This window comes from Streptomyces sp. DSM 116795, from assembly GCF_055792905.1.
Window position 1 is genome coordinate 6253338 of sequence record NZ_CM147707.1, and the last position, 18548, is coordinate 6271885.

Below are 18548 nucleotides of genomic sequence, written 5' to 3' on the forward strand. Positions count from 1 at the left end.
GAATCGGACCGCCGCGGGCCGGACCGGCCCGGGACCGCTTGGACGCCGGAGAGGAAAGAAGAGTTGGAGAGTTGGAGAGTTCCCGAATCTTCTTCACGATGTCGGAACTCTTCTGGAACAAAGCCTCGATAGCGGCCAACCATCCCCGTCCCATGCCCGTCTAGCCAGTGACTGATGGGCAATTGGGGGAACGAACGCTCTATACGGGTGGGAGTCGGGGCAGAATGCACATCTCGTTTCTGATCAACAGCGCGTACGGCATGGGGGGAACGATCCGCACCACGTTCAACTTGGCGCGGACGCTTGCCGAACAGCACGACGTGGAGGTCGTGTCGGTCTTCCGGTACCGGCACAGGCCGTTCTTCGACCCGGGTCCCCGGGTGCGGCTGCGGTCGCTCGTGGACATGCGCCGGCACAGCCCCGGCTACGAGGGGGGCGATCCCGAACACGCCCTGCCGGCCCGGGTGTTCCCGCGCGGCGACGGGCGGCATCCGCAGTACAGCCCGCTGACCGACCGCCGTATCGGCGAGCACCTGCGGACCACGACTGCCGACGTCGTCATCGGCACGCGCCCCGGGCTCAACGCGCACATAGCCCGCCAGACCCGCCGGGGCCCGGCCCGTCTGGGGCAGGAGCACCTCACGCTCGCCACGCATCCGGCGCGCCTGAAGCTGGTGCTCCGCGGCACCTATCCGCGGCTGGACGCGGTCACCACCGTCACCGAGGCCGACGCCCGTGACTACCGCAGGATCCTGCGGCTGCCCGGCGTACGCGTCGAGGCGCTGCCGAACAGCGTGCCCGAACCGGACGTCCGTCCCGCGGACGGCACCGGCAAGTGGGTCGTCGCCGCGGGCCGGCTCGCCCCCGCGAAGCGCTACGACGTGCTGATACGCGCCTTCGCCGAGGTCGTCGCCGAACGCCCCGACTGGGGTCTGCGCATCTACGGCAACGGGCGCGAGCGGGACCGGCTGCGCTCCCTGATCGACGAACTCGGCCTCTACAACCATGTGTTCCTCATGGGCCCGGCGCATCCCATCGAGGCCGAGTGGGCCAAGGGCGCCATCGGGGCGGTCACTTCGAGCCTGGAGTCATTCGGCATGACCATCGTCGAAGCGATGCGGTGCGGTCTGCCCGTCGTGGCCACCGACTGCCCGCACGGGCCGGGCGAGATCATCCGCGACGGCGTGGACGGTCTGCTGGCACCCGTGGGCGACGAGCCCGCAATCGCCGGCTCGCTGCTGCGGCTGATGAACGACGACGCGCTGCGGCAACGCATGGGGAGGGCCGCGCTCGCCTCCTCGGCCCGCTTCGACCCGGCGCGAGTGGGCGCACGCTACGAGGACTTGCTGACCGCCCTCGTCAATCGCCGCGGCGGCGCCGTGCACAGGGCACGCGGAGCGCTGCTCGGCGGTGCCTACGCCGTCAAGGACGTCGCCGAGCACGTTGCCAAGCAGGCCCTCAAGGGCACGAGACCCGCACTGCAGGGAGGACGGCCATGACCAGCTACGTCACCGGCGTCCCGGGAGTCATGGGGGCAGTCCCGGCACCGAAGGCGGCCGCGGCCGCCGCTTCCGCCCCGGATCCGGCCGGGTGCGCGGCGAGAGACGCGAGAAAGGAGAGGCCGGGAGGAAAGAGGGGGAAGGCCCAGAAGGCCGGCAGGACCGGCCGGACCGGCAGGACCGGCCGGACGGCCAGGGAGGCGCGGGCCGCGGCGGGCGCCGGGCAGAGCGGACTCCGCTCTGCCGCCGAGGCCCTGCACGCCGTACCGTCCGCCGCTGCGCCCGAGCCCGTACGTGCGCGCGCCGACTGCACCGCCGACAGCGCCGGAGGCCTCACCTTCGACGTACGGCTGACCGACGGCGCCGCGGCATGGCCGCCGGGCGACGCGGCGCTGCTGCTGCGTCTGCGCGGCGAGGGCCCGGCGGACACCGTAAGGCTGCCGCTCGGTCCCGCGGAGGCGGAGGGCACGATGCGCGCCGTGCTGCCGAGCATCATGACCCTCCCCGAGGGGCGCTGGGACGCCAGTCTCGCCCTGGCCGGCGAGGAGCCGCAGCGGCTGCTGCCCGGTGTGCACGATCTGCGTTCCCTCATCGACCGAGTACCCCGTGAGGGCCGCACATGGCTGGGCGTTCGCATCCCGTACGCCACCAAGTTCGGCAATCTCACGGTCCGTTCATGGCTGCGCTGGCCGCACGCCGAGGCGGGGCCGCTGCGGGTGGTGGACGGGAGCATGGTGCTGCGGGGCAGGCTCTACGGCGCCCGCCTCTCGGCCACCGCACGCCTGGAGGCGCATCCGCGCGACACAGCGGAGGCGCCCGTGAGCGTGCCCCTGACGCTGGACGGAGAGGCGCCCGCCGGCGACCCCGATACGAACAGCGGCCGCACCAACGGCTCCCGCACACCCGGCGCGCAACCGGCACCGGGCTTCACGGCCCGGCTGCCCCTGGACGCGCTGCCGTCCGGACACCGGGTGTGGAACCTGTGGCTGCGTCCGTCCGCGGACGAGGAGGCGGTCCGCATCGCCCGGATACTGGACGACGTACCGGACAAGAAGCAGATCTTCAGCTATCCGCCGCAGCGGGTCACGGGCGAGGACGGTGCGGTCCACTCGGTCAGGCCGTACTACACGCTCGACAACGACCTGTCGGTACGGGTGAGTTGTGCGGAGGCGGTGTAGGAATCCGGAGAGGGGCACCCGTCGTGCCAGGAGGTGTTGCCCGATGGGTCCTGTACTGCTCGTACTGCTCCTGGCGTTGGTACTTTTCGGCTTCGGCTTCGCGCTCGAGGTGCTCTGGTACATCGCCGTCGCGGTTCTGGTGATCTGGCTGCTCGGCTTCCTGCTGCGCACCACGGGCGCAGGAGGCAAGAAGGCCCGCTGGTACCGCTGGTAGCCGGCTGAAGAACAGGTCCTGAGCTGCCTGAGCTGCCACCTGTTGCGGACAGAAGGTGTCCGCAACAGGTGGCAGACTCAGTGGCATGGTCGAGACATCGGCACGGCTTCTGCGTCTGCTCTCGCTGCTGCAGTCCCCTCGTGAATGGTCCGGCGCCGAACTCGCGGAACGGCTCGGGGTCACCCCGCGCACCGTCCGCAGGGACGTCGAGCGGCTCCGCGGCCTGGGCTATCCGGTCAACTCCAGTACGGGCACCGCGGGCGGCTACCAGCTCGGCGCCGGTGCCGAACTGCCGCCGCTGCTGCTCGACGACGAGGAGGCCGTCGCGGTCGCCGTCGGCCTGCGGGGTGCCGCGGGCGGCGGCGTACAGGGCATCGAGGAGTCCTCGGCGCGTGCGCTGGCGAAGCTCGAACAGGTGCTGCCGCACCGGCTGCGCCGCCGCGTGAACGCGCTGAACGCCTACACCGTGCCGATGACACGGGCACACTACGGGCCTGCCGTGGAGGCGTCCCTCATCACCGAACTCGCCCACGCCTGCCGCGATCACCAGCAGCTCCGCTTCTCGTACGAGACGCACGACGGCACCACCGGCCGGCGCATCGTCGAACCGCACCGGCTCGTCAGCACCTACCGGCGCTGGTATCTGGTCGGCTGGGACACCGAGCGTGCGGACTGGCGCACCTTCCGGGTCGACCGCATCACGCTCACACCGCCGCACGGTCCGCGGTTCGCTCCCCGCACCGGTCCCGCGGAGGACCTGGCGGCGTGGGTCTCCGAAGGCGTGGCCGTCAGGGCGTTCGCGGAGCATGTGACGGTGCTGCTGCGGGTGCCGGTCGAGCGGGCGGCCCAGGTGGTCACGCTGTCGACGGGCACCCTGGAGGCGGTCGACGAGCACAGCTGTCTGCTGCGCACCGGCGGGCCGTCGCTCGAAGTGATCCTTCCTTACATTCTGATGCTCGGATTCGACTTCGAAGTACGCGCTCCTGAAGGGCTGTTCGCGCAGGTCAGCGCGTTGCGCGACAGGCTTGACCGGGCCCTCGGCGGAAGTTGAAGACTTTCCTTCCCGCTGTTGCTGCCGCTTCCTTCCTGCAGCCCGCTCCCCTTGCCTTCACCGCGCCGGCCCGTCGTTCGGAGCGGAGCACTGTGCGAGGCGGGAAAGGCTCGTTACGCCGGAATTGTGCAAGCGGTTGCGACGCACAAGTCCCGCACGCCTCCGCAGCGTTACCGGATCACAGTCCCGGGAGAATTGCCGGGTGCTCCGCAATTTCTGACGGCACGTCCGCGGGAGAATTCCTGTGAGCGAATCCGTGTGCAGAAGGGGAAGAATGCGGACTTCCGTACGAGCCCCGTACGAGTGACACGGTGAAGAGTCGAGAGCTTCGCCGGGCTTGTGACAAGAGTGTGACGAGCTGACGATACGGCGGGGACCTTCGGCGGTACGGTGGCGGCATGGCACCGGAATCCGCAGCCCAGGACAACCCGCAGGACGACCCCGAGAGCTATGTGGGGCTCACGGCGGAGGCCGCCGAGGAGCGCGCGTACGCACGTGGCTGGGCCACTGTCCGGTCGCTGCCGCCGGACGCGATCATCACCATGGAGTATCTGAGCGGGCGGATCAACTTCGCCGTCGAGAAGAGCACGGGGAACGTCGTGCGCTGCTGGAAGGGCTGACTCCGCAGCGCGGCGGCCCGCAGCAAAGCAGGCGGCCCCGGTGCCCTTCTTCCGGGCACCGGGGCCGCCTGCTGTCGGCTGACGGGCTCCCGGTTACCTGCCGCGCGGCCCGAGATGGGCTGTGCGCGGCAGCGAGCGGTCCGAGTACGGGCGGCGCGGCCCGGCCGGCGGCTGCGGGCTGACCGGCGCCCGTTCGGTCCGCAGTGGGTGCTGACGTCCGGCCGGGTGGTACAGCCTCGCCGCCCCGACGCCCGTCCCCGACGAGGACGGGGCGGGCGCACGGCCGCCGATGACCGCGGTCTCGCCGTGCTGGCCCTCGTCCTGCACCGCCATCTCCTCGGCCGGCAGACCCCGGCGCGAAGGCAGCAGCGACTGCCGCGTGACGGGGGAGAGCGGCGAGGGCACGAGGCGGCGGCCGCCGGGGCTCGCGGTGCGCCGGCGCTCCCTCCACGCCTCGATGCGGTCCTCCGCCCAGGCGATGACGGGCTCGGCCCACGGCAGCCCGAGCAGGATGAGCAGTCCGGCCGCCCAGCCGAGCAGCACGTCGCTCACCCAGTGGGTGCCGAGGTAGGCGGTGGTCGCGCCGACGCCGAGGGCGAAGAACGCGGCCATCACCGACAGCACCCTGCGGGCCCGCGGCGTGGTGGCGAGATAAGCCAGAATGCCCCAGGTCACAACGGCGTTGGCGGTGTGACCTGAGGGGAATATGTCTCCGCCGGCGAAGAGTTCGGCAGATCCGACGGTGGTCGCGTAGTGCGGCCCGAGTCTGCCCAGGCCGATTTTCACAGCGCCGACAGTGACGTTGAGCGCCAGCAGCGCGGTGCCGAGTACGAGCAGCGGGCGCAGCGTGCGCTGCCGCCACGACCGCCAGCCGAGCCACGCGGCCACGAGCACCGCGGTCGGGCCGCGCTGGCCGAGGACGACGAAGTAGTCGAGGAACTCGTGCAGTTCCGGCCACTGCTTGTACGGCCTGAAGAGCATCACCTGCCAGTCGAGCCGCACCAGATCTGCCCGGATCAGCACGGCGATGACAATCACCGCATAGAGCACCGAAGTGGCGCCGAACAACAGCTTGCGGGTTCGGCTCATCCGCGGGACATCGCGGTTGCTCGGTCGCTCGGGCTCCTGTTCCAGCCGGGCGAGCAGTCGGTCGGTACGCACCTAGTCGACGTTACAACGGCTGCGAGAGCTGACCGCACACGCGACGGGCGTTCGTGATGACGATGTGATGTGGAGTGTGTCTCACCGAGGTGTTTGTGCAGGTGAATTCCCGCAGCTTATCCGGGGTTTAGACACCGTATTCCGGGTGCGGTCGCACGTGCGGACGGCCAACCCGCTCCTGAATTTCTGTTCACCGCTGGTCGGTGGGGAATTCGGTTCTTCTTTTCCGTCCGGATTCCCGTTCCGCGCCCGGGAGTTGACGCAGCGGGTCCGTGGGCCCGTGAGGTGCGGCACGTGTGTGGGGGCCCGGTGCAGGTGGCACCGCGGGTGAGATCCGCCACGCGGTCGCCTGGCAGACTCGCGTACCCTGACGGCCACTCGTCCTTCCGTGCCGGGCAGCAGTGCGTTCCGTCCCCGCTCGCGGGGCAGACGTCGGCAGCGGGCCCGGTGACCCCCCACGTACCGAAGGCACGAGCGCGAGAGGAGGTGCGCAGATGTCCGGGACGACCACGGCCGGAGCCGGAGAGGCGGCGGACGTTCCCGCGCACGGGGCTGCCCGGCCCCTGACCGCCGGGCCCCGCGTGAACCGGTGGACCGTTCTCGTCGTCCTCTGCGCCAGTCTGCTGCTGGTCGCCATCGACGCCACAGTGCTGCACGTGGCGGTGCCGGCCGTCTCCGAACAGCTCAGGCCCGGCTCCGTCGAGCTGCTGTGGATCGTGGACGCCTATCCGCTCGTCTGCGCCTCCCTGCTGATCCTCTTCGGCACGCTTGGCGACCGCGTCGGGCGGCGCCGGGTGCTGCTCTTCGGCTACGCCTTCTTCGCGGCCGCCTCGGCCCTGGCCGCCTACTCACAGACACCGGGCATGCTCATCGGGGCACGGGCCCTGCTGGGCGTCGGCGGCGCGATGATCATGCCCGCGACGCTGTCGATCCTGCGGCACGTCTTCCCCGACCGCCGTGAGCGGGCCCTCGCGATCGGCATCTGGAGCGCGGTCGCGGCGGTCGGCGCCGCGGTGGGGCCGCTCGTCGGCGGGCTGCTCCTGGAGCACTTCTGGTGGGGCTCGGTCTTCCTCGTCAACCTCCCGCTGATGGCTGCGGGGCTGCTCGCCGGGCGCTGGCTGCTGCCCGAGTCCACCGGCACCCGTGAAGGGCCCTGGGACGTCCTCGGCGCCGTCGTGGCCGCGGGCGGCCTCTTCGGCGTCATCCTCGGCGTCAAGCACGCGGGGGGCGGTCATCCCTTCACGCCGGGCACGGCCGTGCCGCTGCTCACCGGCCTGGTGCTGCTCGGGGTGTTCGTACGCAGGCAGCGGCGGCGTACGTACCCGCTCATCGACGTCCGTACGGTCGCGCGCCGCGCCTTCGGCACTGCGGTGGGCTGCATCGTGCTCACGGTGCTCGCCCTCGTGGGGCTCGCGCTGATCGCCGCCCAGTACCTGCAGCTTGTGCTCGGCCTCTCGCCGCTGCAGACCGGTCTGCGGCTGCTGCCGCTCTCACTCGCGGCCATCGCCGCCGGGCTCGTCGGTTCCCGGCTGCTGGGCTTGCTGGGCCCGCGGCGCATGGTCGGTCTCGGGTTCCTGCTCACGATCGCGGCTGTCCTCTGCCTGACGGGCCTCGGTCTGGAGGACAGGCCGGTGCTGCTCGTCGGCGGGTTCGTGCTGCTCGGCTTCGGGCTGGAGACCACGCTCTTCGGCTGCTACGAGTCGATGCTCAACGAGGCTCCTCCTTCGCGCTCCGGCGGGGCCGCGGCGATCGGGGAGACGGCCTACCAGCTGGGAGCCGGCATGGGCATCGCCGTGCTCGGCAGCGTGATGAACGCCGCGTACGCGCCGGGCGTGCGCGATGTGCCCGGCGTCTCCGCCGTAGCGAAGGGCGACGCGAGCCATTCGCTGGGTGAGGCTTACGGCATCGCGGCACGGCTCGACGGCCCCGCCGGGGACGCGCTCCGGTCGGCGGCCCGGGAGGCGTTCGTCCACGGCATGCACGTCACGCTGATCGCCAGTGCCGGACTGCTGCTGCTCGGGGTGCTGGCGGCGCTCAGGCTGCCGCGCACCATGGAGACCGGCGTCCCCGGCGAGACGGACGAGGAGACCGCCGCGGCCGGGAAGACGGCCGTGGAGGGGACGGGCCCGGGCGGACCGGACGGAGAGGAGCCCGTGACCCGTGCCGCCCGCGGTACCGGCGGCGGTGAGCGAAACGCCCCCGCGCTCTCCGTGCGCAAGCGCCTGCCGCGGCAGGCGGACGGGAGCCAGGAGCGGGCCGGAGCGGTTGCCCCGGCCACGTCCGCCGAATCCGCCAACGGCAACGGCAACGGCAACGACCACATGGACGGCAGCGGCCACAGCAACGGAAACGGCAGTGGAGAGGGCCGCGGAAACGGCGACGGCCATGGGCGCGGAAGCGGCCACGAGCGCGGCCACGAGCAGGAGCACGGCGGTGGGAACGACCTTCTGCCGAGCGGGATCACCCGGCCGTGACGCCGTGCGCGCCCGGTCTCACGGCGCGCGGACCGACGGCGCCGGCCTGTTGCCCGCCGGTGTCAAACCCCGGGGGAGGACGGCTACTTCGCCTTCGGGCCCCTGTCAGCTCTGGTTGAAGAAGCCGCCCTCGGCGGCGCGGCGGTTCTCGCTGCCGACGATCTTGTAGTCGTCGGGCGTCAGCAGGAACACCCGCGTCGCAACCCGCTCGATGGACCCCCGGAGCCCGAAGGTCAGCCCGGCGGCGAAGTCCACGACGCGCTTGGCGTCAGCGGACTCCATCATCGTGAGGTTGATGATGACGGGCACCCCGTCGCGGAACAGCTCACCGATACCGCGCGCGTCGCGGAAACCGTCGGGTGTGACGGTCGCGATCCGGGTGCCCTGATCCTGAGCGGCCTCAGCCGTCACCCGGATCCGCGGGTCCGTGACCCAGGGCTCCTGGGCGGCGTCACCGGGCTCCGGTCCTTCGGCGTAGTCGTCGTCGTAGTAACGCATTTCGCTGTCGTCGACGAGGCCCAGCCAGGCACTCGCCTTGCGCACCGATCCCATGGACGCCTCCTCTCCTCTGCGCGGTCCGTCCGCAGTCACTTCGAGCTCCCCCCCGGGAGTCCGCATCTCTATGGTCGTCCATGATGCGGATGTTGCGCCAAGTGGATACATGCCCAGTACGGGTTTCGTGACGTTACTGGTGCAGAACTTATGGTGCCGGGTCAAGGAACTTGTGGGGCGCGCGTGGTGACGGTGTGCAAGTTGTGCGCACCCCCGCCGGTGCGGGCGGGAGAGCAGACGGGTGCGGATGGCCCCGCACACCATGGTGACCTGCCGCCAGTGTGATGCCGCTGTGCGACGCGTACGAAACACTGTGCGAGGTGTCAACAGGGAGGCGGAGAAGGGGTGTTCGGAATCTCCGCCCGGCCCTCGCGGCCCATGTTCCCGGCGGCCGCGCCGCGTTGACATGGGCGTGGGCGAATTTCCCGGTACGGCCGCCAAAGCCGGAGCGCGGCCCCCCGGTGAAGGCCCGCCCGTGACATCCGGTGGCCGTAAAGGGCCGTGACTGGGCCGCAATGGGCCGCATAGGGGCTGGAGCACGCCGGTGAGGTGCGGGGGCGGCGGGAAACGGCCGTGAACGCCCGGTACAAGGATGCGCGCTGAATTCCCGGACCGGTCCGGGACGGCTCGTGGCAGACCCTGGAAGAAATCCCGTATATCAAGCAGGAATCGGTGGACAGAACAGGACAAGTACGCTTGTTGTGCCAGTTGGGGCCATGTTCCTGCCTGTTGCCGTCCCTTGCGCTCAAACAAGGGATCGACGAGGTGAGTTGTGCTGTGTACGGTCGACCTGCAACGGTGCGACTTTTCACAGGCCGTCGCCTACTCGGCCTTGTGCGGTAACAGCGGTTCTCGTAATACTCGTGGGTACGAGTTGGCATGGACGCGCCCTTCCTTCGGCCAAGGAGGCCTTCAGGCAAGGAAGGCTGTGTCCGTACTTCCTCCGGGGTCTCCCTCCAAAAGCAAGGGCGGCCTCAACCCCCCACTGGAGGTTCAGAGTTGAAGAAGATATCGAAGCGGCAGATGGTCATAGCAGGCGCGGGTGTCGCAGCGCTCGTCGCCGGATCGCTGACCCTGTCGACAGCCAACGCTGCGGAAGAGGCCACGCCGAGCCTCAAGACCCTCTCCAGCACGTCGGCTTCGAAGCTCGCCTCGAAGCTCACGTCGGACGTCAAGGGTGACGCCGGTTCGTTCTACGACGCCAAGGCCAAGAAGCTCGTCGTCAACGTGACGGACCAGGCCGCCAAGAAGAAGGTCGAGGCGGCAGGCGCCGAGGCCAAGATCGTTCAGCACACGATGGCCCAGCTGAAGTCGGTCAAGGACACCCTGACGAAGGACAGCGTCGCCGGCACCGCCCGTGCCGTGGACGTGAAGTCCAACAAGGTCGTCATCACCGCCGACAAGACGGTCAAGGGCGAGAAGCTCGCCCAGCTGAAGAAGCAGGCCGAGGCGCAGGGCAGCAAGGTCGAAATGAAGCGCAGCGCGGGTGAGTTCACCACCAAGATTGCCGGTGGTGACGCCATCCACGGTGACGGTGGACGCTGCTCGCTCGGCTTCAACGTCACCCTCGACGGCAAGCCGGCCTTCCTCTCGGCGGGCCACTGCACCACCGCGATCGCCAGCTGGTCCGACAGCGAGGGTGGCGAGGAGATCGCCAAGAGCGGCGACGGCGAGTTCCCGGGTGCCGACTACGGCATCGCCACGTACACCGCCGAGGTCGACCACCCGAGCTCGGTCAACCTCTACGACGGCGGCACGCAGGAGATCACGGCGGCGGCCGAGGCCGAGGTCGGCCAGAAGGTCACCCGCAGCGGCAGCACCACCCAGGTGCACGAGGGCACGGTCAAGGCCCTGGACGCCTCCGTCACCTACCCCGAGGGCACCGTCAACGGTCTGATCCAGACCGACGTCTGCGCCGAGCCCGGCGACAGCGGCGGCTCCCTCTTTGCCGGCGACAAGGCTCTCGGCATGACCTCCGGCGGCAGCGGCGACTGCTCCGCCGGCGGCGAGACCTTCTTCCAGCCGGTGACGACGGCCCTCGAGGCCACCGGTGCGCAGCTTCCCTGACGCACCCGGCACCTGACGCGTCCGGTGTGATCCCGCACTGAGCAGCGTCACAGCGCACACGCGGAACCCCCGGGCACAGCCCGGGGGTTCCGTCGTCGTGGCCGTCGTGTACGGGCCTTCGCCCGGTCACCTCACTCGGCGGCGACCAGCTCCGCGATCTGCACCGCGTTCAGTGCCGCGCCCTTGCGGAGGTTGTCGTTGGCGAGGAAGAGCGCGAGGCCGTGCTCGGCGGTCTCGTCGGTGCGGATACGGCCGACGTAGCTCGCGTCCTTGCCCGCGGCCTGCAGCGGCGTGGGGATGTCGGAGAGCTCCACGCCCGGTGCCGCCGCCAGCAGTTCACGCGCGCGCTCCGGTGTGATCGCCCGCTCGAAGCGGGCGTTGACCTGGAGGGAGTGACCGGTGAAGACGGGCACGCGCACGCAGGTGCCCGACACCCTCAGGCCGGGGATGCCGAGGATCTTGCGGCTCTCGTTGCGGAGCTTTTGCTCCTCGTCGGTCTCGTCCAGACCGTCGTCGACGATCGAACCGGCCATCGGCAGCACGTTGAAGGCGATCGGACGCTCGTACTTGTCCGGCTCGGGGAAGTCGACGGCGCCGCCGTCGAACGTCAGCCGGGTCGCGTCGCTCTCGACGGCCTTGCCCGCCTGCTCGTTCAGCTCGGCGACGCCGGCCAGGCCGCTGCCGGAGACCGCCTGGTAGGTGGCGACGACCAGCCCCGTCAGCCCGGCCTCCTCGTGCAGCGGACGCAGCACGGGCATGGCGGCCATGGTGGTGCAGTTCGGGTTGGCGATGATGCCCTTCGGGCGGTGCCTGGCCGCGTCCGGGTTCACCTCGGAGACGACGAGCGGCACTTCGGGGTCGAGCCGCCAGGCGGAGGAGTTGTCGATGACGACCGGGCCCTGCGAGGCGACCTTCTCCGCGATGGCCTTCGACGTCGACCCCCCGGCGGAGAACAGCACGACGTCCAGTCCCGAGTAGTCGGCGGCCGTCGCGTCCTCGACGGTGATCTCCCCGCCCTGCCAGGGGAGGGTGCGCCCGGCGGAACGGGCGGAGGCGAACAGACGCAGCTGCTCCACGGGGAGTTTCCGCTCGGCCAGAATCTCCCGCATCACGCTGCCGACCTGGCCGGTGGCTCCGACGATCCCGATCCTCATGGGGCTCCTTCTGTGCATGTCCTGTGCGAGTGGGTCGGGCCCCGCCCGTCTGCGGTGTGCCCACGGGCCGGGCGCTGGCTCTTCTACCCTGCCCTGCCGCCTCTACGGTCGGCCACTTCTTTGACATCGGTCACACGGAGCCGCTTTCGCGGTCTCTGCACGGACCGGGCATGGAGTCTCCCGCGGAGCTGGGACGGGTCACGTCCGCGTCTGGCCCGTGGCCCGGACGCGGCCAGGGCGTCCGCGGCGCTGTTCCGTGCGTACAGGTCTCGTGCGCCCGCTCCGCGGCGCTCTCGAAGCCGGACTCCGCGGCGATGCGGGCGCAGGCCGCCTATCTCGCCGTCCCTACTCGCTGCGGCACTCGTCGCGGCCGTCGAGCGGTCCGAAGGCGGCGAGTGCGTACTCTGCGCTGTTGCGCGCGTGCACGTACTCCTCCGCCCACTCCGCCGCACCCTCGAACCCGGACTCGGCGGCGATGCGGGCGCAGGCCGCCGCGTAGTCGTACGGGGTGCGGCGCAGGGTCACGGCCTCACCGGGGCCGAGCATGGCCCAGTGCGCACCGGGACGTCCGTACGGCATTCCGACGCTGCCGGGATTGATCACCAGCAGCCCGTGCGTGAGCCGTACGAACGGCATGTGGGTGTGGCCGCAGACCACGGCCCGTACGTCGGCGTCCACGTCTGCCAGCACCTCGGCCCAGCGTTGGGGCCGGGAGTCGGCGAGCACCACCTCCGTGTCGTTGCGGGGCGTGGCGTGGCAGAAGAGCACCGGGCCGAGCCCGTCGGCCTCCAGGCGGACGCTCGCCGGCAGCCCAGCCAGGAACTCGACGTCCGCGGCGTGCAGCTGCCCCGCCGCCCATGCGTCGAAGGGCAGGGCGTCGGGTACGTCCCGGCCCGCGCGTGCGAGCTCGACCAGTTCGCGGTCGGCGTTGCCCCGTATCCATACCGCCCTCTCGCCCAGGCCGCGCAGCAGCTCCAGCGTCTCGACGGGCTGCGGCCCGGCGAGGAGGTCCCCCGTGAGCACGACGGTGTCGGCCGTCCGTACGTCCGGCTCGGCCAGTACCGCCTCCAAAGCGGGGAGGACGCCGTGGATGTCGGAGAGGACGGCGACGCGTTCGCTCATGGAGCTGATGATGACGCCGCCGTGTGCGGTGGCGGGAGCGGTTCTCTCAGCGCGGAACCCGGCTGTCCCGGGCCGGTCGGACACCCGGCCAGGCGGTGGTTCCTGGCCTTGCCCGCGCGGCCGCGTACCGCCGGTGAGCTGCGGGGAAACGTCACACCAACCGTTCGAACGCGAGTTCGACGCACTGGTCTATGGTGGGGGTGTGCCGGAGGACAGGCAAGGTGCGGATGCGGCGGGAGGTGCGTGCGATGCCGGGATTCGTGCACCTGCACGTCGCCTCCGGATTCTCCCTGAGATACGGGGCCTCGCACCCCGAGACGCTGGCCGGCCGCGCCGCCGAGCGCGGCATGGACGCGGTCGCGCTCACCGACCGGGACAGCCTCGCCGGAGCGGTCCGCTTCGCACGGGCGAGCGCGGAGGCCGGCGTACGGCCGGTGTACGGGGTGGATCTTGCGGTGGCGGAGCGGCCGGAGAAGAAGAGCGCGGTACGCCGCCGCCGTACTCCCGTCAGAGGTGGTGCCTTCATCGACGAATCGGCACAGCGCGTCGTCTTCCTCGCCGGGCGGGGGGCCGCGGGATGGGCGCGGCTGTGCCGGCTGGTCACCGCCGCGCACGCAGGCGGCGGCGAGCGCCCCTTGCTGGAGTGGGAGGACCTGGCCGCGGTCGGAGGCGCGCCGGTGTCCGGCGCGGGAAGCGGCGCGGGCGGGCACGAGGACGCGCTGACCGTGCTGCTCGGTCCCGGCTCCGACGTCGGCCGGTCGCTCGCCGCCGGACGCCCCGACCGCGCGGCACGGCAACTGGACGGCTGGCGGGAGATCTTCGGCACGCGGGCGCTGCGGCTGGAGGTCGCCGGGCACGTGCCGCTTCGCGAGTCCGCGCGGATGCTGGGGCTCGCCGCTGAGCAGGGGGTGAAGCCCGTACTGGCCAACGGGGTGCGCTACGCCGACCCCGGCCAGGGCCCGGTCGCGGACGTACTGGACGCCGCGCGCCGCCTGGTCCCCATCGATCCCCGGAAAGGGCTGGACGGCGGCGAGCGGTGGCTCAAGGGCCCGGAGGCCATGGCGTCGGCCGCGGAGCGCATCGCTCAGGCCGCGGGCTACCGGAGCGACACCGCGCACCGGCTGCTGGCGCTGACCGAGGAGACCGCGGGGAACTGCCGCGTCGACCCGGAGTACGACATCGGCATCGGACGTGTGCACTTCCCCGAACCGTGGCTGGTCGGTGCGGGCGGCGGCAGGAGCGCCGAGCGCGTGCTGCGTTCGCGGTGTGCGGCCGGGATGGTCGCCCGGCGGTACGAGGGGCAGCGGGAGCGCTGGGAGAGACTCGAACACGAGCTGCGGATCATCGAAGGTCTCGGCTTCTCCTCCTACTTCCTCACGGTCGCGCAGGTCGTCGAGGACGCAAGGGCACTGGGCGTACGGGTCGCAGCGCGCGGCTCCGGCGCCGGATCGCTGGTCAACCATCTGCTGGGCATCGCACAGGCCGACCCCGTCGAACACGGCCTTCTCATGGAGCGGTTCCTCTCGCCGCGCCGCGCCGCCCTGCCGGACATCGACATCGACGTGGAGTCAGCGCGAAGGCTGGAGGTCTACCGCGCGATCTTCGACCGCTTCGGCGAAGAGCGCGTCGCCGCCGTCTCCATGCCCGAGACCTACCGGGTGCGGCACGCCATCCGTGACGTGGCCGCCGCGCTGAGCATGGACCCCGCCGAGACCGACGAGCTCGCCAAGTCGTTCCCGCACATTCGGGCCCGTGACGCGCGTGCCGCCCTCGAGGAGCTCCCCGAGCTGAGCGGTGTGGACGCCGGGCGGTACGGGCCCCGCTTCTGGGACCTGGTCGAGTCGCTGGACGCACTGCCCCGCGGCATCGCCATGCACCCGTGCGGGGTGCTGCTCTCGGACTCCTCGCTCCGCGCCCGTACACCTGTCGTGCCCACGAGCGGCGAGATCCCGCTCGGCCCGCCGGACGAGGGGGCGGCCCCCATCCCCATGTCGCAGTTCGACAAGGACGACGTGGAGGAGATGGGGCTGCTGAAGCTGGACGTGCTGGGGGTGCGGATGCAGTCCGCGATGGCGTACGCGGTCGCCGAGATCGAACGCGCGGGGGGCGGCCGTCTCGCGCTGGACGAGGTGCCCCAGGGCGATCCGCGTACGTACGCGCTGATCCGCTCCGCCGAGACGCTCGGGTGCTTCCAGATCGAATCGCCGGGCCAGCGCGACCTGGTGGGGCGGCTGCAGCCGGAGAGCTTCCACCATCTCGTCGTCGACATCTCGCTGTTCCGGCCGGGGCCGGTCGTCGCCGACATGGTGCGGCCGTTCATCGAGGCGCGGCACGGACGGCGGCCGGCCGCGTATCCGCACCCGGACCTGGAGCCGGCGCTGCGCGAGACGTTCGGTGTCGTCGTCTTCCACGAGCAGATCATCGAGATCGTGTCCGTCATGACCGGATGCGGCCGTGCCATGGCCGACGAGGCGCGGCGCGCGCTCTCGGACGGCGAGCGGCAGGGGAGGGTCCGGGCCTGGTTCGCGCAGGAGGCGTCCCGGCGCGGGTACGCGGCCGAGGCCGTCGAACGCACCTGGGAGATCGTGGAGGCGTTCGGCTCGTACGGCTTCTGCAAGGCGCACGCCGTCGCCTTCGCCGTACCGACGTACCAGTCGGCGTGGCTGAAGGCCCATCATCCGGCGGCCTTCTACGCGGGGGTGCTGGAGCACGATCCGGGGATGTACCCGAAGCGGCTGCTGCTGGCGGACGCGCGCAGACACGGGGTGCCGGTGCTGCCGCTGGATGTGAACCGGTCATCGGCCGCCTATCAGATCGAACTGGTGTCTGATTCCAAGAGAGTTGAGGGTGCGGCTGATCCGGATGCCGGGCAGCGCCGGTGGGGGCTGCGTCTCGCACTCTCCGAAGTGCAGGGCATCAGCGAGACGGACGCGGAGCGCATCGCCGCCGAGCAGCCCTACGACTCGCTGGCCGACCTCTGGCGCAGAGCACGGCCGCCGCGTCCCGTGGCCGAGAAGCTCGCGCGCGTGGGGGCGCTGGACGCCTTCGCCCCCGGCGGCAACCGCCGCGACCTGCTTCTGCAGATCGCCGAACTCCACCGCCGGCAGCGCGGCGGCGCCGGTGCCCGTGAGGGGCAACTGGCCCTGGACCAGGCGGCGCAGGGCGACGCCGCCGTACCCGAGCCGGCCGGGCTTCCCGACCTCGACGCCGGCGAGCGGCTGGGCGCGGAACTCGGCGTCCTCGGCATGGACGCCTCCCGGCACCTCATGGACGATCACACCGCGTTCCTGCGGGAGTTGGGCGCGCACTCCGCACGTGCGCTGCGCGACGTCCGGCACGGTGAGACGGTCCTGGTCGCCGGCGCCAAGGCCGCGACCCAGACCCCGCCGATCCGCTCCGGGCGGCGCGTCATCTTCAGCACCCTCGACGACGGCACGGGACTGGTCGACCTCGCCTTCTTCGACGATTCGCACGCCGCCTGCGCACACACCGTCTTCCACTCCTGGCTGCTGCTGGTGAGGGGAGTGGTGCAGCGGCGCGGCCCGCGCAGCCTCAGCGTGGTGGGATCGGCCGCATGGGACCTGGCCGAACTGGCCGAGCTGCGCCGCACCGGCGGCCTGGACGCCGTGGCCGCCAGGCTGGCGGAGCCGCCCGGGGGAGAGGAGACCGGGTCCGGGCAGGACGCCGGTGGCCGCACGGTCGAGGTGGCCAAGGGATATGAGATGCACCCCTGGGCCGACCTGCGCCCGCCCGGCGATTCCGCGGGTTCCCCGCAGGCCCTGCGCAAGCTGTGGCACTCCAGCCCGGGGAGCGCGGGATGAACGGGCATCCGGCACAACTCCGCGTGCTGTACGTCCAGTTCGGGGACGGATCCCGTCATGCCGAAGAGGGCGGCCACGGCCCGGAGTTCTCCGTACTCCTCGGTCTCCTCGCGGGCTTCACCCCCGTCGTACAGGCGCTGCCGCCCGACGCCGCGCTCGCCGACGTACGGGGCGCGCTGCGCTACTTCGACCGCGACGCACCCGGACTGGCCCGGCTCATCCGGCTCCGTGCGCTGGCCCTGTACGGCACCGACTGCACCATCGGCGTCGCCGTCAACCCGCTGCTCGCACGGATGGCCGTGCACTCCGGGCCCGTGGGCTCGGTACGGGCCGTGCACCCGGAGGAGTCCGCCGCCTTCCTCGCCGGCAGACCCGTCGCGGCACTGCACGGCGTCGGCGCGGCGACCGCACGCACCCTGTGTTCGTACGGTCTGGACACCGTCGGCCGCGTCGCCGGCACCGCTCCCGCCACCCTGCAGCGCATCCTCGGCGCGAAGACCGGACGCCTCCTCCACGAGCGCTCCCGCGGCATCGATCCGACACCGGTGGTTCCCGGTGAACCGGCACGTTCGGAGAAGGCCGAACTCCGCTTCGGCCGGGACGAACTCGATACGGGCGCGCGCCGCCGCGCGCTGCTCGCCCTGGCCGACGAACTGGGCTTCCGCATGCGTACCGGAGGGCAGGCTGCCCGTGCGCTGACCCTCACCGTCCGCTACGCCGACCGCTCCGTCACCACGCGCACCCGCACGCTCACCGAACCCTCCGCGCACACTCCGGTCCTGACCGCCGTCGCCTACGCCCTGCACGACGGGCTCGGGCTGCAGCGTGCCCGCGTACGAGCGCTCGTCCTGCGTGCGGAGGAGCTGATGCCAGCCGAACTCGCCACCCTGCAGCTCTCCCTGGACCCCCGCGAGGAGAAGGCCAGACGTGCCGAGGCGGCGGCGGACCGGGCCCGGCTGCGGTTCGGCGCTTCCGCGGCGCACCCCGCGGGGCTGCTGGACGCGGCATAGCCGCAGCTGCGACCGCGGGCCGGCACCGTGCCGGTGCCCGAGGCCGGTGCCGGTTCCTCAGCCGTCGACGTCGAGCGCCGTTCCGTACATGCGGTTCACTCTCAGACGGATGACCACCCGGCGTTCGTCCACCAACTGCTCCAGGAAGGCGCGTTCGTCCGCGGGCCTCATCGACTCCGGAAGCATCGCGAGTACCTCCAGACCGGTGGCGTCACCGGGCACGGTCGTGATCTCGGAGACCTCCGCCTCGCCCTCGGCGACGGCGAAGGTCCACACGTCGCCGCCCGGCACATGCACGGCCGCACGCGGGTCGCGCCGCAGGTGCTTCACCTTCACGCGGTCGGCGGTGGTGAAGAAGCGCACGATGCGGGCCTCGGGGTCCCAGCTGTGCACCATGGTGGTCAGATGCGGATGGCCGCTGCGCTTGTTGGTGGCGAGGACGCTGAAGTGCTGGGCGCCCAGCAGCTCCGAGAGAGCCTCTTCGGACAGGACGCGAGGTCCGGGACGTCGGGTCATGACGTGAGCAACCACCCGGGCGCACCGGCCATTCCGCGGAATCCGGAGGGAACGGGCCGGCCGCCGGCCTGCGTGCGGAGCGCACCGGGCGCCGCGGCCCTAGGGCGTG

The 18548-nt window shown here is 71.5% G+C and carries 14 protein-coding genes; 9 read left to right on the forward strand and 5 right to left on the reverse strand.

Annotated elements, in window-relative coordinates:
* The first annotated feature begins 224 nt into the window (after positions 1-224).
* From ACSMXX_RS26960 to ACSMXX_RS26980, 5 genes are all read left to right on the forward strand, one after another.
* Positions 225-1499 (forward strand): glycosyltransferase family 4 protein, encoded by a 1275-nt coding sequence (locus tag ACSMXX_RS26960; RefSeq protein WP_473181265.1) that lies wholly within the window; start codon positions 225-227, stop codon positions 1497-1499.
* Positions 1496-2677 carry a hypothetical protein gene (locus ACSMXX_RS26965; protein WP_473181266.1) on the forward strand — a complete coding sequence of 394 codons (1182 nt, stop codon included), beginning with the start codon at positions 1496-1498 and terminating at the stop codon, positions 2675-2677. Before ACSMXX_RS26960 ends, ACSMXX_RS26965 begins: the two co-directional genes overlap by 4 nt.
* A gap of 43 nt (positions 2678-2720) precedes the next feature.
* A complete protein-coding gene (locus ACSMXX_RS26970; RefSeq protein WP_473181267.1) occupies positions 2721-2891 on the forward strand; it encodes a hydrophobic protein in 171 nt (56 codons plus the stop codon).
* A gap of 85 nt (positions 2892-2976) precedes the next feature.
* On the forward strand, positions 2977-3942 hold the full coding sequence (locus ACSMXX_RS26975) for a helix-turn-helix transcriptional regulator (RefSeq protein ID WP_473181268.1): 966 nt from the start codon (positions 2977-2979) through the stop codon (positions 3940-3942).
* 398 nt (positions 3943-4340) lie between these two features.
* Complete coding sequence (locus tag ACSMXX_RS26980; RefSeq protein WP_473181269.1) at positions 4341-4562, forward strand: hypothetical protein; 222 nt, start codon at positions 4341-4343, stop codon at positions 4560-4562.
* Between the two features lie 93 nt (positions 4563-4655).
* Here the strand turns inward: ACSMXX_RS26980 and ACSMXX_RS26985 are convergent, their stop codons facing one another.
* Positions 4656-5723 (reverse strand): phosphatase PAP2 family protein, encoded by a 1068-nt coding sequence (locus ACSMXX_RS26985; RefSeq protein ID WP_473181270.1) that lies wholly within the window; start codon positions 5721-5723, stop codon positions 4656-4658.
* Between the two features lie 494 nt (positions 5724-6217).
* On the opposite strand from ACSMXX_RS26985, the gene ACSMXX_RS26990 reads away from it, so the two are divergent.
* The gene (locus tag ACSMXX_RS26990) at positions 6218-8197 is read left to right on the forward strand and encodes an MFS transporter (protein WP_473181271.1); all 1980 of its coding nucleotides are present in this window, start codon (positions 6218-6220) and stop codon (positions 8195-8197) included.
* A 105-nt stretch (positions 8198-8302) separates the two neighbouring features.
* On the opposite strand, the gene ACSMXX_RS26995 is transcribed toward ACSMXX_RS26990, so the two are convergent.
* Positions 8303-8749, reverse strand: coding sequence for a cell division protein SepF (locus ACSMXX_RS26995; protein WP_070036027.1), 447 nt, complete (start codon positions 8747-8749; stop codon positions 8303-8305).
* A gap of 1023 nt (positions 8750-9772) precedes the next feature.
* Between ACSMXX_RS26995 and ACSMXX_RS27000 the strand changes: the two genes are divergently transcribed.
* Positions 9773-10816: a S1 family peptidase gene (locus tag ACSMXX_RS27000; RefSeq protein WP_473184998.1), complete on the forward strand. Its 1044-nt coding sequence runs from the start codon at positions 9773-9775 to the stop codon at positions 10814-10816.
* A 131-nt stretch (positions 10817-10947) separates the two neighbouring features.
* Here ACSMXX_RS27000 and ACSMXX_RS27005 read toward each other — a convergent pair whose 3' ends face one another.
* Complete coding sequence (locus ACSMXX_RS27005) at positions 10948-11970, reverse strand: aspartate-semialdehyde dehydrogenase (protein ID WP_473181272.1); 1023 nt, start codon at positions 11968-11970, stop codon at positions 10948-10950.
* 345 nt (positions 11971-12315) lie between these two features.
* On the reverse strand, positions 12316-13092 hold the full coding sequence (locus ACSMXX_RS27010; protein WP_473181273.1) for a metallophosphoesterase family protein: 777 nt from the start codon (positions 13090-13092) through the stop codon (positions 12316-12318).
* A 248-nt stretch (positions 13093-13340) separates the two neighbouring features.
* On the opposite strand from ACSMXX_RS27010, the gene ACSMXX_RS27015 reads away from it, so the two are divergent.
* Entirely contained in the window at positions 13341-16913 is a 3573-nt protein-coding gene (locus tag ACSMXX_RS27015) for a DNA polymerase III subunit alpha (RefSeq protein ID WP_473181274.1), read from the forward strand.
* Positions 16910-17923, forward strand: coding sequence for a DNA polymerase Y family protein (locus ACSMXX_RS27020; protein ID WP_473181275.1), 1014 nt, complete (start codon positions 16910-16912; stop codon positions 17921-17923). The genes ACSMXX_RS27015 and ACSMXX_RS27020 overlap by 4 nt, the downstream gene beginning before the upstream one ends.
* Before the next feature lie 57 nt (positions 17924-17980).
* Here ACSMXX_RS27020 and ACSMXX_RS27025 read toward each other — a convergent pair whose 3' ends face one another.
* Complete coding sequence (locus tag ACSMXX_RS27025) at positions 17981-18439, reverse strand: pyridoxamine 5'-phosphate oxidase family protein (protein WP_473181276.1); 459 nt, start codon at positions 18437-18439, stop codon at positions 17981-17983.
* Between the last annotated feature and the right edge of the window lie 109 nt (positions 18440-18548).

Excerpts from the sequence above, each read along its gene's own strand:
- ACSMXX_RS26960 (WP_473181265.1), top strand. The coding sequence starts at position 225 with ATGCACATCTCGTTTCTGATCAACAGCGCGTACGGCATGGGGGGAACG.
- ACSMXX_RS26965 (WP_473181266.1), top strand. The coding sequence starts at position 1,496 with ATGACCAGCTACGTCACCGGCGTCCCGGGAGTCATGGGGGCAGTCCCG.
- ACSMXX_RS26970 (WP_473181267.1), top strand. The coding sequence starts at position 2,721 with ATGGGTCCTGTACTGCTCGTACTGCTCCTGGCGTTGGTACTTTTCGGC.
- ACSMXX_RS26975 (WP_473181268.1), top strand. The coding sequence starts at position 2,977 with ATGGTCGAGACATCGGCACGGCTTCTGCGTCTGCTCTCGCTGCTGCAG.
- ACSMXX_RS26980 (WP_473181269.1), top strand. The coding sequence starts at position 4,341 with ATGGCACCGGAATCCGCAGCCCAGGACAACCCGCAGGACGACCCCGAG.
- ACSMXX_RS26990 (WP_473181271.1), top strand. The coding sequence starts at position 6,218 with ATGTCCGGGACGACCACGGCCGGAGCCGGAGAGGCGGCGGACGTTCCC.
- ACSMXX_RS26995 (WP_070036027.1), bottom strand. The coding sequence starts at position 8,749 with ATGGGATCGGTGCGCAAGGCGAGTGCCTGGCTGGGCCTCGTCGACGAC.
- ACSMXX_RS27000 (WP_473184998.1), top strand. The coding sequence starts at position 9,773 with ATGGTCATAGCAGGCGCGGGTGTCGCAGCGCTCGTCGCCGGATCGCTG.
- ACSMXX_RS27005 (WP_473181272.1), bottom strand. The coding sequence starts at position 11,970 with ATGAGGATCGGGATCGTCGGAGCCACCGGCCAGGTCGGCAGCGTGATG.
- ACSMXX_RS27010 (WP_473181273.1), bottom strand. The coding sequence starts at position 13,092 with ATGAGCGAACGCGTCGCCGTCCTCTCCGACATCCACGGCGTCCTCCCC.
- ACSMXX_RS27015 (WP_473181274.1), top strand. The coding sequence starts at position 13,341 with ATGCCGGGATTCGTGCACCTGCACGTCGCCTCCGGATTCTCCCTGAGA.
- ACSMXX_RS27020 (WP_473181275.1), top strand. The coding sequence starts at position 16,910 with ATGAACGGGCATCCGGCACAACTCCGCGTGCTGTACGTCCAGTTCGGG.
- ACSMXX_RS27025 (WP_473181276.1), bottom strand. The coding sequence starts at position 18,439 with ATGACCCGACGTCCCGGACCTCGCGTCCTGTCCGAAGAGGCTCTCTCG.